The 13,957-nt window shown below is 59.8% G+C and carries 14 protein-coding genes; 8 read left to right on the top strand and 6 right to left on the bottom strand.

Annotated elements, in window-relative coordinates:
* Positions 1 to 85: 85 nt before the first annotated feature.
* Both hfq and hflX read left to right on the top strand, forming a co-directional pair.
* On the top strand, positions 86 to 337 hold the full coding sequence (gene hfq, locus NBH21_RS06155) for an RNA chaperone Hfq (protein WP_099057781.1): 252 nt from the start codon (positions 86 to 88) through the stop codon (positions 335 to 337).
* Positions 333 to 1,733: a GTPase HflX gene (hflX, locus tag NBH21_RS06160; protein WP_250914750.1), complete on the top strand. Its 1,401-nt coding sequence runs from the start codon at positions 333 to 335 to the stop codon at positions 1,731 to 1,733. Before hfq ends, hflX begins: the two co-directional genes overlap by 5 nt.
* Positions 1,734 to 1,764: 31 nt before the next feature.
* Here the strand turns inward: hflX and mazG are convergent, their stop codons facing one another.
* On the bottom strand, positions 1,765 to 2,601 hold the full coding sequence (mazG, locus tag NBH21_RS06165) for a nucleoside triphosphate pyrophosphohydrolase (protein WP_250914698.1): 837 nt from the start codon (positions 2,599 to 2,601) through the stop codon (positions 1,765 to 1,767).
* A gap of 17 nt (positions 2,602 to 2,618) precedes the next feature.
* Positions 2,619 to 3,200, bottom strand: a complete 582-nt coding sequence (locus NBH21_RS06170) for a deaminase (protein WP_250914699.1) — start codon at positions 3,198 to 3,200, stop codon at positions 2,619 to 2,621.
* Between the two features lie 277 nt (positions 3,201 to 3,477).
* On the opposite strand from NBH21_RS06170, the gene cysG reads away from it, so the two are divergent.
* The 5 genes from cysG to NBH21_RS06195 all read left to right on the top strand — a co-directional run bounded on the left by cysG (position 3,478) and on the right by NBH21_RS06195 (position 8,422).
* Positions 3,478 to 4,917 carry a siroheme synthase CysG gene (gene cysG / locus NBH21_RS06175; protein ID WP_250914700.1) on the top strand — a complete coding sequence of 480 codons (1,440 nt, stop codon included), beginning with the start codon at positions 3,478 to 3,480 and terminating at the stop codon, positions 4,915 to 4,917.
* 1 nt (position 4,918) lies between these two features.
* Positions 4,919 to 5,233: a DUF2849 domain-containing protein gene (locus tag NBH21_RS06180; RefSeq protein ID WP_250914701.1), complete on the top strand. Its 315-nt coding sequence runs from the start codon at positions 4,919 to 4,921 to the stop codon at positions 5,231 to 5,233.
* An 8-nt stretch (positions 5,234 to 5,241) separates the two neighbouring features.
* Positions 5,242 to 6,912, top strand: a complete 1,671-nt coding sequence (locus NBH21_RS06185; protein WP_250914702.1) for a nitrite/sulfite reductase — start codon at positions 5,242 to 5,244, stop codon at positions 6,910 to 6,912.
* Positions 6,913 to 6,922: 10 nt separating this feature from the next.
* Entirely contained in the window at positions 6,923 to 7,435 is a 513-nt protein-coding gene (locus NBH21_RS06190; RefSeq protein ID WP_250914703.1) for a DUF934 domain-containing protein, read from the top strand.
* 174 nt (positions 7,436 to 7,609) lie between these two features.
* Positions 7,610 to 8,422: a ferredoxin--NADP reductase gene (locus tag NBH21_RS06195; protein WP_163905497.1), complete on the top strand. Its 813-nt coding sequence runs from the start codon at positions 7,610 to 7,612 to the stop codon at positions 8,420 to 8,422.
* 59 nt (positions 8,423 to 8,481) lie between these two features.
* Here the strand turns inward: NBH21_RS06195 and NBH21_RS06200 are convergent, their stop codons facing one another.
* From NBH21_RS06200 to NBH21_RS06215, 4 genes are all read right to left on the bottom strand, one after another.
* Positions 8,482 to 9,105, bottom strand: a complete 624-nt coding sequence (locus NBH21_RS06200; protein WP_250914704.1) for a GntR family transcriptional regulator — start codon at positions 9,103 to 9,105, stop codon at positions 8,482 to 8,484.
* A 238-nt stretch (positions 9,106 to 9,343) separates the two neighbouring features.
* Complete coding sequence (locus NBH21_RS06205; RefSeq protein ID WP_250914705.1) at positions 9,344 to 10,291, bottom strand: DMT family transporter; 948 nt, start codon at positions 10,289 to 10,291, stop codon at positions 9,344 to 9,346.
* A gap of 57 nt (positions 10,292 to 10,348) precedes the next feature.
* Positions 10,349 to 11,020, bottom strand: a complete 672-nt coding sequence (locus tag NBH21_RS06210) for a DsbA family oxidoreductase (RefSeq protein ID WP_250914706.1) — start codon at positions 11,018 to 11,020, stop codon at positions 10,349 to 10,351.
* A 122-nt stretch (positions 11,021 to 11,142) separates the two neighbouring features.
* On the bottom strand, positions 11,143 to 12,945 hold the full coding sequence (locus tag NBH21_RS06215; protein WP_250914707.1) for an extracellular solute-binding protein: 1,803 nt from the start codon (positions 12,943 to 12,945) through the stop codon (positions 11,143 to 11,145).
* A 269-nt stretch (positions 12,946 to 13,214) separates the two neighbouring features.
* Between NBH21_RS06215 and NBH21_RS06220 the strand changes: the two genes are divergently transcribed.
* Positions 13,215 to 13,850 (top strand): invasion associated locus B family protein, encoded by a 636-nt coding sequence (locus NBH21_RS06220; RefSeq protein WP_250914708.1) that lies wholly within the window; start codon positions 13,215 to 13,217, stop codon positions 13,848 to 13,850.
* The last annotated feature ends 107 nt before the right edge of the window (positions 13,851 to 13,957 follow it).

A 13,957-nucleotide genomic window follows, 5' to 3' on the forward strand; every position in this document is an offset into this window, starting at 1 on the left:
ATCAGGGACAGTCCTTACAAGGCTGATAAGCTTAAAGAATAATTATACCGGCCAATGAGCCGGCAAGAAAGAAAGAAGCGACGCTATGGCGGAACGTTCTCAGAATCTGCAGGATCTATTTCTCAACACCGTCCGCAAGCAGAAGATTTCGTTGACGATCTTCCTGATCAACGGCGTCAAGCTCACGGGCGTTGTGACCTCCTTCGACAATTTCTGCGTTCTGCTGCGTCGCGACGGCCATTCGCAACTGGTCTACAAGCACGCCATCTCGACCATCATGCCGGGCCAGCCCATGCAGATGTTCGAGAGCGAAGACAACGCTTCGTCACAGGATTGAAGCCATAACCACTCGCGACACCAAAAACGATTCGATCATCCCGGAAAACGAAAAACACCGGGATGACATGTGTGCTGTTGTCATCGTCCCCGTCCTGAAACAGGCACGTGGCGCGGCAGCAGCCGAAACGCTTGCTCCCACGCGTTCCAATGCGAGCCGACTGGAAGAGGCGATTGGTCTTGCAAGGGCCATCGACCTCACGATTGGCGCGGGCATCATCGTGCCCGTCAACCAGCCGCGGCCGGCGACGCTTCTTGGAACCGGCAAGATCGAGGAAGTGTCGGCGCTTCTCGATGAGCACAATGCCGGCCTCGTCATCGTCGATCATCCCCTGACGCCGGTACAGCAGCGCAACCTCGAGAAGGAATGGCGCGCCAAGGTCATCGACCGCACCGGTCTCATTCTGGAAATCTTCGGCCGTCGCGCCTCCACCAAGGAAGGCACGCTTCAGGTCGAGCTTGCCCATCTCAACTACCAGAAGGGCCGTCTGGTCCGGAGCTGGACCCACCTTGAACGCCAGCGCGGTGGTGCGGGCTTCATGGGTGGTCCGGGTGAAACCCAGATCGAAGCCGACCGCCGTCTCTTGCAGGACCGGATCGTCCGGCTCGAACGGGAACTGGAACAGGTCGTCCGGACGCGGCAACTGCATCGCGCCAAGCGTCGCAAGGTGCCGCATCCGATCGTGGCGCTGGTCGGCTACACCAACGCAGGCAAGTCCACGCTCTTCAACCGCATTACCGGCGCAGGCGTGCTGGCAGAGAACATGCTGTTTGCAACGCTCGATCCGACGCTGCGCCGCATGAAGCTGCCGCATGGCCGCACAGTCATTCTGTCCGATACCGTAGGTTTCATCTCCGACCTGCCGACCCATCTGGTCGCCGCCTTCCGTGCCACGCTCGAAGAGGTGCTGGAAGCCGACCTCATCCTGCATGTGCGTGACATGTCTGACCCGGATAATCCGGCGCAGTCAACGGACGTCCTGCGCATTCTCGACGATCTCGGTATCGACGAGAAGGAGAGGGCGGAGCGCATCATCGAGGTCTGGAACAAGATCGACCGTCTCGATCCCGAAAGCCACGATGCGATCCTGCAGAAGGCCCAGAGCAGGGAGAATGTCATCCCCGTTTCCGCCATGTCGGGCGAGGGCGTCGATCGGTTGATGGACGTGATTTCCGAGCGCCTTTCGGGTGTCCTGACCGAAACCACGGTCGTCGTTCCTGCGGACAAGCATGCGCTGATTTCCTGGGCCTACGAAAACGCCATCGTCGACATTCGAGAGGACCACGAAGACGGCACCGTCAGCCTCGACCTGCGCCTCACGGAACGTCAGGCGCTGGAGCTGGAGCGCAAGCTCGGCGGTGGCCCGAAGCGGGAAAAGGAAGACTGGGAGCGGTAGGGCGGAACTCTATGGATGCGTACTTTGAGCGTCAGTCCAGCTGCCGTTCGATCGCCTTTGCCGCCTGCCAGAGTTCTTCCATTCGCTCCAGCGTCGCATCTTCCAGAGTTTCAGAGTTTTCTTTAAGAGAATTTTCTATATAACTGAAACGGCGACGGAACTTGGTATTCGTTCCACGCAGTGCCTGTTCCGGATCGGCATCCACATGGCGTCCGATGTTGACGAGGGCGAAGATCAGGTCGCCGAGTTCGTCGGTGATCTTTTCCGGCTTTCCCTCCGCCAGCGCCTCGCGCAGTTCGGCGATTTCCTCTTCGATCTTGTCGAGGATCGGCTCCGGTTCCGACCAGTCGAAGCCGACCTTGGCCGCACGTTCCTGCAGCTTCAACGCTTCGGTGAGTGCGGGGAAACTCCTCTGTACGTCGCCGAGATGACCGGCCTTCACGTCGTGTTCGGCCGTGCCGCGCCGCGCCCGCCGTTCGGCCCGTTCGCGCTTTTCCTGCCGCTTGATCTCATCCCATTGAGCTTTCACGCTTTCCGGCGTGTCCGCGTCGGAGACGGCGAAGACGTGCGGATGGCGGCGGATCATCTTTCGCGTGATGGCCTCGACCACGTCACCGAACGAGAAGAGGCCAGCTTCTTCTCCCATGCGGGCATGGAACACCACCTGTAGCAACAGGTCACCCAGTTCTTCGCAGAGATCGTCGGGATCGTTGCGCTCGATTGCGTCGGCAACCTCATACGCCTCCTCGACTGTATAAGGCTTGATGGTCTCGAAGGTCTGGACAATGTCCCACGGGCAGCCGGTTTTCGGATCGCGAAGTGCGGCCATGATCTCGATCAGGCGTGAGATGTCCTTGGAGGGTTCCATGCGGTCGTCCTGCCGGCTCAGTTGAGCGGAATGTCGTTGTCCGATTTCCCGGACTGATACTGCCCGGAGAGGCGGTCATAGACTGCACGGATGCGCCTGGACTGTTCCGTCAGGCTCTCCCGTTCCGCCGCGTCCTTTACGGCCACCAGATCGGACAGTGCATAGGAATTCCAGAAGGCGTTCGACTTGCGATAGCCGCCGGGCTCCAGTCCGAAGACCTCCTTGAGGATCTTCAGGTCATGCGGGATCGCGAAGGCATCGCGGCTGTCCTCGTGGCTGAAAAAGTAATAGAAATTGTCGAAGCCGGCCCAGGTGATCGCCGACATGCACATGGTGCAGGGCTCGTGGGTCGAAAGGAAGATCAAGTCCTTAGTCGAAGGCTTTTCCTCGAGTTCGTAGAAGCGCTTCAGCGTATGCACTTCGCCGTGCCACAACGGGTTCTCGAGCTCATTATTGGTTTCCGCCAGCACCAGCGACAGGTCGGATTTTCTGAGAATCGCCGCGCCGAAAACCTTGTTGCCGGCTGCAACTCCGGCTTCCGTCAGCGGAAGGATGTCGTGCTCGATGACATCGAGCAGGCGAGAAGTGATATCCGTCATCTATAGCTGCGTCCCCGTGGCTTGCTGCGGTGCGATCCTATCGTCGGCCTGATAGGGTCGAAAGCAAAAAACATCGTTTGTCGCCAGCTTTTTTCAACAGGAAATCCCAATTAAACGATAGAAATTGTGGATTTATCACCCTTCGGTGACTTTTGCTCGCATCCGCCGAAAGCCTAGCAAAGAAATGTGCGGTGCCGAGCGGCGGGGGATTTCTGTTTCTTCTATCGCCAGCCCAAAAAGGTGATATTGGCGCTCACTACACAACTGGATCGTGACCATGGGCGCAGGCCATAACAAGCTTTCGGTTTTCCCGGCCTTCTTCAAGGTCGAGGATGCCGCTGTCGCCGTTTTTGGCGACGGCGCGGAAGCGTTCGCCAAGGCGAGGCTGCTGAGTAACACCAAAGCGCGCATCATTGCTCACGCGGTCGCTCCCGAGTTTGACTATGCGGATTTTCTGGAACGGCACGCGATCGAGCGGGTGGCGCAGTCCTTCCATCCCGGTCAAGTGGATGGCGCCGCGCTGGTCTTTGCCGCGACGGGTAATGCCGAGCTGGACCGGAGGATCGTCTCTGCCGCTCGTGCGCGCCGGATCCCGGCCAATGCAGTCGATCAGCCCGAGTTCTGCGATTTCTACACGCCCGCTCTGGTGAACCGTGCGCCAATCGCGGTTGCGATCGGAACGGAAGGCGCCGGCCCGGTTCTCGCGCAGATGATCCGCGCCGAGATAGATCGCCGCCTGCCGCGGTCGCTCGGTCGCCTTGCCCGACTGGCGGAAGAGTTTCGTGCAAGCGTCGAGCGCAGCGTTCCGCGCGGCACCATGCGTCGCAAGTTCTGGCGGCGTTTCTTCAGCGGCGATGTTGCCGATGCCGTGGGTGAGGGCAATATCACCAATGCTCGTCGCAACGCTGTGCGCCTGATCGCCGAGAGCGGCGAGCGCGAACTCGGTCGGGTGTTTCTTGTCGGCGCCGGTCCGGGTGCCGAGGATCTCCTGACGCTGCGGGCGCACCGGCTGCTGATGGAAGCCGATGTCATCGTCCATGATGCGCTGGTGCCGCAGCCGGTCATCGATATGGGCCGACGGGATGCGGACCGTATTGCTGTCGGCAAGCGCAAGGGCTGCCATTCGAAGTCGCAGGAAGAGATCAACGATCTGCTGGTTGAGCTTGGTCGCGAGGGCAAGCGCGTCGTTCGCTTGAAGTCGGGCGATCCGCTGGTTTTCGGTCGTGCCGGCGAGGAGATGGCGGCGCTTCGCGCTGCAGGCGTCGCTTATGAAATCGTGCCGGGTATCACCTCGGCCTTCGCCGCGGCCGCCGATTTCGAACTGCCGCTGACGCTTCGCGGCGTTGCTTCCTCGCTGGTCTTCACCACGGGGCATGATCTCCATGGCGAAGCATTGCCCGACTGGGCGCGTCTCGCCCTCTCGGGCGCAACCGTCGCGGTCTATATGGGCCGCAGCGTTGCGGCATCCGTCGCCACCCGGTTGATGGCAGCCGGCCTTGCGCGGGATACCACCGTTGCGGTCGTCGAAAATGCCGGTCGCGCCCACAGCCGACTGTTTCATGGCACGCTGGATGAATTGCCGGTGCTTGAAGATCGCACCGAGCTGACCGGTCCGGTGATGGTCATCATCGGCGATGCCGTTGCCGGCGGCAATTTCTCCCGTTCCGAACCGCTGCGCGGCAAGATCGCCAGCCTTTCCCACTTCGAGAGGACCTGACATGGCCCAGAAAGTCTTGACCGCCAACCGCCTTGGCGACGGCATCGCCGTCTGGCTCGATGCCGGCGGCCAGTGGACGGAAAAACTGCAGGATGCCTTCGTCGCCCGGCATGCCGAAGCGATTGCCGCGCTGGAAGAAGCAGGCCGCCAGGCCTTCGCCAGCAACATCGTGCTTGACGTCAATGTCATCGATGTCGAGGAGAAGGACGGTGTGCTCTGGCCCTTGCGCCTGCGCGAACGCATCCGCGCCGAGGGTCCCACCATTGCCTATGCGCACGGCCATGGCCATGCCGATCCCGATTTCATTGCCGCCTGAGGACAGACATGTATCGTTACGATGAATTCGACCACGCTTTCGTTTCTGCTCGCGTCGAGCAGTTTCGCGATCAGGTGCAGCGTCGTCTGAGTGGTGAGATCGCCGAGGACGCCTTCCGTCCGTTGCGCCTGATGAATGGCGTCTACCTGCAGCTTCATGCCTACATGCTGCGCGTCGCCATTCCTTATGGCACGCTGAACTCGAAGCAGATGCGCATGCTGGCCCATGTCGCCCGCAGGTATGACCGTGGCTATGGTCATTTCACCACACGGCAGAACATCCAGTACAACTGGCCGAAGCTTTCCGACACACCCGATATCCTCTCGGATCTGGCAAGCGTCGAGATGCACGCCATCCAGACCTCGGGCAACTGCATTCGCAACGTGACCGCCGACCATTTCGCCGGCGCTGCCGCCGACGAGGTCGCCGATCCGCGTCCCTATGCCGAAATCCTGCGCCAGTGGTCTTCGGTTCATCCCGAATTCTCCTTCCTGCCGCGCAAGTTTAAGATCGCCGTCACCGGCGCTCCGCGCGACCGCGCCGCGATCCAGGTGCACGACATCGGCCTTCACCTGAAGAAGGACGAGGCCGGCAATCTCGGCTTTGCCGTCTATGTCGGTGGCGGGCAGGGCCGTACGCCGCTGATCGCCAAGAAGATCCGCGACTTCCTGCCGGAAGAGGACCTGCTGACCTATGTGACCGCGATCGTCCGCGTCTACAACCTGCATGGTCGTCGCGACAACAAGTACAAGGCGCGCATCAAGATCCTCGTCCACGAGACCGGTGTCGAGGAACTGACCCGGCAGGTCGAGGCCGAGTTCGACCACATCCGTGATGGCGAACTGAAGCTGCCGGACGCCGATATCCGCGCCATCGAGAACTATTTCGCTCCGCCGGTTCTGTCCGACCGTCCGGAAGGCTGGGAAGCGCTGGCCCGTGCGAAGAAGGCCGATGCAGCCTTTTCATCCTGGGCGAGCCAGAACGTGCAACCACATACCCATCCCGACTACGGCATGGTGACGATTTCGCTGAAGCCCATCGGTGGCACGCCGGGTGATGCGTCCGACAAGCAGATGGACGTTGTGGCTGACGTTGCCGAGCGCTACGCGCAGGACGAAATCCGCGTCAGCCATGAACAGAACCTTATCCTGCCGCATGTAGCGCTGGCCGATCTCTATAGCGTCTATCAGGCGCTGGAGGCTTCCGGTCTCGCAACCGCCAATGCCGGCCTCATCACGGATATCATCGCCTGTCCCGGCCTGGACTATTGCGCGCTGGCGAATGCCCGCTCTATCCCGGTAGCGCAGGAGATTTCGAGGCGTTTCGGCTCGCCGGCCCGTCAGGCTGAAATCGGCGAACTGAAGATCAAGATTTCCGGCTGCATCAATGCCTGCGGCCATCACCATGTCGGACATATCGGATTGCTCGGTGTCGAGAAGAAGGGTGCCGAACTCTACCAGATCACGCTTGGTGGTTCCGGTGACGAGAACACGTCGATCGGCGAGATCATCGGTCGCGGCTTCGAGCCGGATCGCGTGACGGATGCCGTAGAGCGGATCGTCGACACCTATCTCGGTCTGCGGCTTGATCCGAAGGAGACCTTCCTTGAAGCCTATCGCCGGGTCGGCCCGAAGCCGTTCAAGGATGCCCTTTACGGCGAAGCCGCCGAAGCCGCCTGAGGAATGTGAGATGAGCAAGATCTGGAAGGAAACCGGCTTCGTCGAGAACGATCGCTGGGTGATTGAAACCGAGGAGCGCAAGGCCGGCGAAGACGAGCGCGCCGTGCTCGACCTCGAAGCGTTTATCGTGGCAGCCGATGAGACCAACGAAGGCGGCTTTGGCGTTCTGGTGTCGCCTGCCGACGATGTGACCCGGCTTGAACCCTATCTCGACCGTATCGACCTGATTGCCGTCGCATTTCCGGCGTTCAATGATGGTAGGGGTTTCAGCCATGCAATGCTGCTGCGTCAGAGGCTGGGTTTCACCGGCGAAGTCCGCGCGGTGGGCGATGTCCTGATCGATCAGGTGCCCCTGATGCTGCGTACCGGATTTGACAGCTTTTCGGTGACCAATGCAGTGGCTTTGAAGCGACTGGAGGACGGCCGTCTGCCGGGCATCGCCCAGCGATACCAGCCGACGGCAAGAGATTCTGCCGTTGCCGGCGGGTTCAGCTGGCGTCGTCTGGGAACGGCTGGTGCATAAATATGGAAAATGAGATATGTGAGCGGCGACCTTTGATGGAAGTCAAGGACGCTGCCATATCTATGGTGCATGGCATCGGTACCAAGACTTCATCCCGATGCAATTGTGGAATGCGACGGTCTGGTTTATAGGCTGTCGCGACTGGATCGAAAGACGGATAGGATCGACAAGCCTATGAATGCTCCTGCCAAGACAGACAACGCCGAACTGATCGTGCCGGAAGGCGTGTATGCCGAGACCGTACTCAGCGTCACGCACTATACCGATCGTCTGTTCCGTTTCCGCATGACTCGTCCGGCCGGCTTCCGCTTCCGCTCCGGCGAGTTTGCGATGATCGGGCTGATGGTGGGCGAAAAACCCGTCTATCGTGCGTATTCGATCGCGAGTCCGGCCTGGGACGAGGAACTGGAGTTCTTCTCGATCAAGGTTCCGGATGGTCCGCTGACCCAGCATCTCCAGCGTATCCAGCCGGGTGACCGGGTGTTGATGCGCAAGAAGCCGACCGGCACGCTGGTGCTTGATGCGCTGACCCCGGGCAAGCGCCTCTACATGTTTTCGACCGGTACCGGCATCGCACCTTTCGCAAGCCTGATTCGCGATCCCGAGACCTATGAAAAGTTCGAGGAAGTGATCCTGACGCATACTTGCCGTGAGGTTGCCGAACTGAAATACGGCTTCGACCTCGTCGAGGAGATCCGTAATCACGAATTCCTCAATGAAATCGTCGGCGACAAGCTCAAGCACTACGCGACCGTCACCCGCGAAGATTTTCCGTTCAAAGGCCGCATCACCGACCTGATGGAGAGCGGCAAGCTTTATTCCGATCTGGGCGTGCCGCCGCTGGATCCGGCTGTCGACCGAGGCATGATCTGCGGTTCCTCGGCAATGCTGAAGGATACCAAGGCTTTGCTGGAAAAGGCCGGCCTTAACGAAGGCGCCAACAACAAGCCCGCAGAATTCGTGATCGAGCGCGCATTCGTCGGCTGATCAACGTATATCTCTCGATGAAACGCCCGGTCTTTGGTCGGGCGTTTTGTATTTTGGCATCAGTTTTCGGCGAGATAGTCGATAAGCGCCAGCATCGCATTTTCCGCCTCGTTGCCGTCTTCCTGCTGGATGGCGCGGATGACGGCCACATGCAGCGAAACCGAACGATCCATTCTGGTGTTCGTGGCTTTTGCGAACCAGAGACGGCGGGAGTGGGAAAGCAGAGGCTCCAGCGCCGAGATCAGGAAGCTGTTGGGGCAGGCGTCCTCGATGATTTCATCGAACTGCTTGTCGGCGGTGAAGAACGCATCGAAATCGCCTGCAGCCGCAGCCCCGGTCATCGCCTTGGCGCATTCGACAAGCGCGGCGCGCTGATCGGCGTCGGCGTTTTCGGTCACCAGTCTTGCGGCGTAAGGTTCCAGGCGACGCCTGACCGCCATGATCGCTTGGTGATCCTCGTTATGGATTTCCGATATCTGGAGGCCGACCCGCGGCTTCACGACAATCAGCCCCTGCCATTCCAGCTTCTGGATGGCCTCGCGCACCGGTGTTCGGCCGAAACCGGACAATTCAATAAGTTGTCGTTCGTTCACCAATGCGCCGGGCGCCAGCTTCAGCGTGACGATCTGCTGTTCGAGCGTGAGATAGGCGAGGTGACTGTGCGAGCCGGAAGGTTTTATCATGGCATCCTCCGCTGATATATCAAATTCTGCCATGTCGCATTCGAAACAGCAAGTTGCATTGATATATCAACGCTGATCAGCAGTGTCTTCAACAGCTTCTATCCTATCCGAGGCATGCTCCGGTACCGCAGAAATCAGGGGGAAAGGACATCTGGCGACGTCACCGCCAAGCGCGCGGCGTCGACTCGTCATGTTCAAGGCAGGCGGTTTTCGGCCGCCCGCCTTGTCGGCAGGTTGATTACCGCGTCTCCGACGAACTTTCGTCTTCCGGTTTGATTGCAAGCGCGGCCTGGCTGTTGCCCGCGACCGGCGGGGGCAGGGCAACACCACGGGTCCTTTCCCGCGACAGCGTGAGGAGGCCGGACCCCACGATCAACGCAATGCCGACCAGCATCGGAACGTCGACGTGGTCGCCGAAGATCAGGTAGCCGAAGAGGATGGCCCAGAGCATCTGGCTGTACTGCGTCGGGCCGACGACGGCTGCAGGCGCGTAGAAGGCGGCATACATCAGCAGGACGTTGCCAAGGGCTGCAAGCAGGCCGTAACCTGCAAGCAACAGCCATTCCTCGCCGCTCGGCCATGTGAAATAGGGAATCATGGCGATACCGCAGACCAGCAGAGTTCCGAGAAGGCCTGCGCCGTAGAGCGAGATGTTCTTTTCGGATGGTCCGATCGCCCGGAAGATGACGATCGACAGCGCACCGCCGAGACCGGCGAACACTGCGCCCAGATGTCCGATCGACAATTCCCGGAATCCCGGGCGCAGAACGACGAGAACGCCGAGAAATCCGATAATGACGGCGCTCCAGCGTTTAATCCCGACGGCTTCCTTCAGAAAGATCACCGACATGATGGTGACGAAGGACGGCAGCAGGAAGATTAGACAGAAGGCTTCTGCCATGGAGAGGTGTGTGAAGGCCGTCACGCTGCCGATCGTACCGAGTCCTGCGGAAACGAAGCGCAGGACCCAGAGAGGCCTGTTGGTCGTCCTGACGATATCAAGCCATTGGTCGTTGCGCTTCAGGAGGAAGGGCAGGGCGAACAGGCCGAAACAGGCGCCGAAGAAACCGGATTCGAGTGGAGAGAGACGTCCTTCGATCAGCTTGACGCTGGCATCACTAATGGAGAACGCGGCAAAGGATGCGAAGGCAATAAGAATGCCTCGTAGGATGAAATCTGAGCGCACGGCGATTGAAGTCCTGGGGGAGGATGAACCCGTGCTTAGGATCGTTCCTGCCGCGCGTCAATTGAGTTTTGCAAGCGCTTCGGATTTCATTCTCGCAATATCACGCAGTGCGTTGACGAGCACGTCAGGAGTCTGTGCGCCGCTGACCGCATATTGCTGGTCGAAGATGAAGAACGGTACGCCGTTGACACCCATCTGCCGGGCCGCATCGATTTCGCCGAGTACCTCCGCCCTGTCGGAATCGCTTTCCAGCAACTGCGCGATCACGTTGCGGTCAAGACCTGCCGATTCGGCGATATCAGCCAGGACGGCTTTGTCCCCGACGTTATGACCCTCTTCGAAATTGGCCTTGAACAGTGCGGAAACGACGCGGTCCTGCACCTCACGTCCTTCGACGCCTGCCCAATGGATCAGGCGGTGCGCATCGAGTGTGTTCGGTCCGACCTTGATCGCCTCGAAATTGAAGGCGATGCCGACCTCGCGGCCGAGCGCGCTGAGCTGCTCATGGCCTCGATCCATATTGGCCTTGCCTCCGAGCTTTTTCGCAAGCTCGACCTGCTGGTCCACACCTTCCGGCGGATAGTCGGGATTGAGCTGGTAAGGGCGCCAGTTGATGTCGACGCCAATCTCGTCCTGAACCTCAGCGATCGCGAGGTCCAGCCTTGCCTTGCCAAGGAAGCACCAGGGGCAGACGACATCCGAAACGAGGTCGATGGTGATGCGCAGCATGCTGGTTCCTTTCCGGCGGCGGGGTCGCGAATAGCACTCGTCGTCGCGAAGTAGGGCCAATTCGCATCCATTTCAACCGGTTACCGTCAAGTAACTATCTGACGTTCCGGCTTTTCCGATCCTTATTGTGCCCGGGCATCCCACCAGACCGGCAACTGATAGCCGTAGAGCGGGGTCCTTTCCGGCCGTCCCACGTGTTTCCAGCGTGCCATCCATTGCTCGCCGATATGGTAGAGCGGCACCACATAGTGGCCGGCGACGAGAAGGCGGTCATAGGCCCGGACTGCTGCCTGGAAATCTTCGGCACTGCGCGCATTGACGAGAGCGTCGATCATGCGGTCGATATCCGGATCGGCGACGCCCGCATAGTTGAAGCTGCCCTGTGCGTCGCGTGAGGACGAACCCCATCGGTTGATCTGTTCGGCGCCCGGTGAAAGCGAGGAGGTGTAGGCCTTGACGATTATGTCATAGTCGAAGCTGTTGGAGCGCGACTGGTACTGGGCGTCGTCCACGGTACGGATCGACATGGCGATGCCGATGAGAGAGAGGGCGCGCTGATAGGCGATCGCCATTTTCTCCTGCCCCTCGTTCTGGGTCATCACCTCGAAGGCGAGCTGCCGGCCCGAAGCATCTACCATCTTGCCGCCCTTGATGGCATAGCCGGCCTTGTTGAGCAGGTTGACCGCCTGGCGCAGAACCTTGCGGTCCGCGCCCGAGCCGTCGGTCACCGGCATTGCATAGGTACCGGCAAGGATTGCCGGATCGATGCGGTCCTTGGCGGCACCAAGAAGCGCGATCTCCCGCTCGTCGGCCGCATTGCCGAACGCGCCGAGGGCGGAGTTCTGCCAGAAGCTCTGGCTGCGCTTGAAGGCGCTGCTGTAGAGGTTCTTGTTGACCCATTCGAAATCGAAGGCGAGCGATAGCGCCTCGCGTACGTCCTCGTTGGCAAAAAGCGGACGTCGCGTATTGAAGACGAAGCCCAGCATGCCGGAGGGCAGGCCGGGCTGGAAAGTCTCCTTCACGACATCGCCGTTCTGCGCGGCCGGAAAGTCGTAAGCGCGCGCCCAATGGCCGGAATCGCCTTCCGGATAAACGTCGATGTCTCCCTTCTTGAAGGCTTCGAACAGTGTCGAATCCTGCAGGAAGTAAGTCACGGAGATTTCATCGTAGTTGTCGAATCCGGCCTTGGATGGCAGGTCCTTGCCCCAATAGTCCGGATCCCGTTCCCAGGTGATCTTTTCGCCGGGCTTGATCGCCTTGATCTTGTAAGGTCCCGACGCCACAGGAATAGCAAGCGAACTCTGGTCGAAGTTGGCCACATCCGTCGCATGTTTCGGCAGGATCGGCGACATGGCGATCATCAGCGGCGTTTCGCGATTGGCCTTGTCGTTGAAGGTGAAGCGGACGCTGTTTTCTCCGACCTTTTCCAGCTTGTCGACCACTGCCATGCGCCGGTTATAGGGCGGTCGCCCTTTTTCCTGCAGCAGGTTGAAGGAGAAGATAACATCCTCGGGCGTTACCGGCTTGCCGTCCTGCCAGTGGGCCTTGGGATTGAGATTGAACTGGATGTAGGTCCGGTCGGCATCCATCTCTACCGTCTCGGCGAGAAGGCCGTAAAGGGAAAACGGCTCGTCGCTGGAGCGCGTCATCAACGATTCGTAGAACAGGTTCCCGTATTCCGGATCCCATATGCCGCGGGCCGTGGTGCGCATGCCCTTGAGCACGAAGGGATTGAGGCTGTCGAACGTTCCGACGACGCCGTAATTGATCTTGCCGCCCTTCTTCGCCTGAGCATTGGCATAGGGGAAACTTTGGTAACGGGCGCTCAGCGCCGGTTCGCCGTGCATTGCTATGCCATGGACCGGTTCGGCCTGGGCCAAACCGCAAAAGGGGAGAAAAATCAGACCGAGTAACAGGCGACGCACGTCGTTTCCTCTTTGCCGTAACCGAAGAATCTGCGGAAAACTATCATGAACACCATAAAACCAACACACCACGTCCTGAAAATGGCGTCAGGTTGCTGGGTCTGGCCAAAGAAGGGACTGGATATTCCGCACCGCGCGATGTAACAGGTGGTCCCGACAACCAAGGTCATGTATTTGCCTCATTTGAACGACAGTTGACGGGCAACTGACTAGGGAGTGCCGCGGAGGGTCGCGGTCTCGATACCGGTTTTCAGGAGACGGATTAGGTTATGATGTTCAAAGCAAGCAAAGTTACGCGGACGGCCCTGTCTGCTCTGGTTCTGACGCTTGGCGCCGCTGCGGTTCCGGCCGTCTCGCAGGCTCAGGAAGCGGCAGCTCCGGGCGCACCGTCCAAGTGGTTCAAGACCTGCACCAAGCAGGAAGACGCTGACGTCTGTGTGGTCCAGAACCAGCAGACCGCTCAGAACGGCCAGCTTATCACTGCGGTCGGCCTGATCTCGATCGAAGGCAAGATCAATCGCAAGCTCCTGCAGGTTACCGTTCCTTCTGCGCGCCTGATCCCCCCGGGCATCATGATGCAGATCGACGGCGGCAAGGGCACCAAGCTCGACTACACGGTCTGCCTGCCGGATCGCTGCACCGCTGAAATTCCGCTGACGGACGCGCTGATCGCGAGCCTGAAGAAGGGCAATGAAGTCGTCTTCACCTCGATCAACTTCCGCCGCGCCCCGAACCCGATCAAGATCGTGCTCGAAGGATTCACCGGCGCCTATGATGGCGAGGCGATGACCCAGTCGCAGGCCGAAGAGCGCCAGCGTTTGCTGCAGGAAGCCATGCAGAAGAAGCAGGAAGAGCGTAACAAGGCGATCAACGACGCCCAGAACGCTGCCAAGCAGGGCCAGTAAGCCCGCTTTCACAGGTTGGAAATGAGAAAAGGCCCGCGCGAGCGGGCCTTTCGTTTTTCACGGGGTTCGTCATCCTCGACTTGTAAACGGATCACGCCGTCGACATA

It is taken from the genome of Ciceribacter sichuanensis (assembly GCF_024055605.1).
GTDB classification, from domain to species: Bacteria; Pseudomonadota; Alphaproteobacteria; order Rhizobiales; family Rhizobiaceae; genus Allorhizobium; species Allorhizobium sichuanense.

Bases quoted from the DNA above. Each gene is read 5' to 3' on its own strand.
- NBH21_RS06195 (WP_163905497.1), top strand. From the start codon at position 7,610: ATGAATGCTCCTGCCAAGACAGACAACGCCGAACTGATCGTGCCGGAA.
- NBH21_RS06210 (WP_250914706.1), bottom strand. From the start codon at position 11,020: ATGCTGCGCATCACCATCGACCTCGTTTCGGATGTCGTCTGCCCCTGG.
- cysG (WP_250914700.1), top strand. From the start codon at position 3,478: ATGGGCGCAGGCCATAACAAGCTTTCGGTTTTCCCGGCCTTCTTCAAG.
- NBH21_RS06220 (WP_250914708.1), top strand. From the start codon at position 13,215: ATGATGTTCAAAGCAAGCAAAGTTACGCGGACGGCCCTGTCTGCTCTG.
- NBH21_RS06200 (WP_250914704.1), bottom strand. From the start codon at position 9,105: ATGATAAAACCTTCCGGCTCGCACAGTCACCTCGCCTATCTCACGCTC.
- NBH21_RS06170 (WP_250914699.1), bottom strand. From the start codon at position 3,200: ATGACGGATATCACTTCTCGCCTGCTCGATGTCATCGAGCACGACATC.
- hfq (WP_099057781.1), top strand. From the start codon at position 86: ATGGCGGAACGTTCTCAGAATCTGCAGGATCTATTTCTCAACACCGTC.
- NBH21_RS06185 (WP_250914702.1), top strand. From the start codon at position 5,242: ATGTATCGTTACGATGAATTCGACCACGCTTTCGTTTCTGCTCGCGTC.
- NBH21_RS06180 (WP_250914701.1), top strand. From the start codon at position 4,919: ATGGCCCAGAAAGTCTTGACCGCCAACCGCCTTGGCGACGGCATCGCC.
- NBH21_RS06190 (WP_250914703.1), top strand. From the start codon at position 6,923: ATGAGCAAGATCTGGAAGGAAACCGGCTTCGTCGAGAACGATCGCTGG.
- mazG (WP_250914698.1), bottom strand. From the start codon at position 2,601: ATGGAACCCTCCAAGGACATCTCACGCCTGATCGAGATCATGGCCGCA.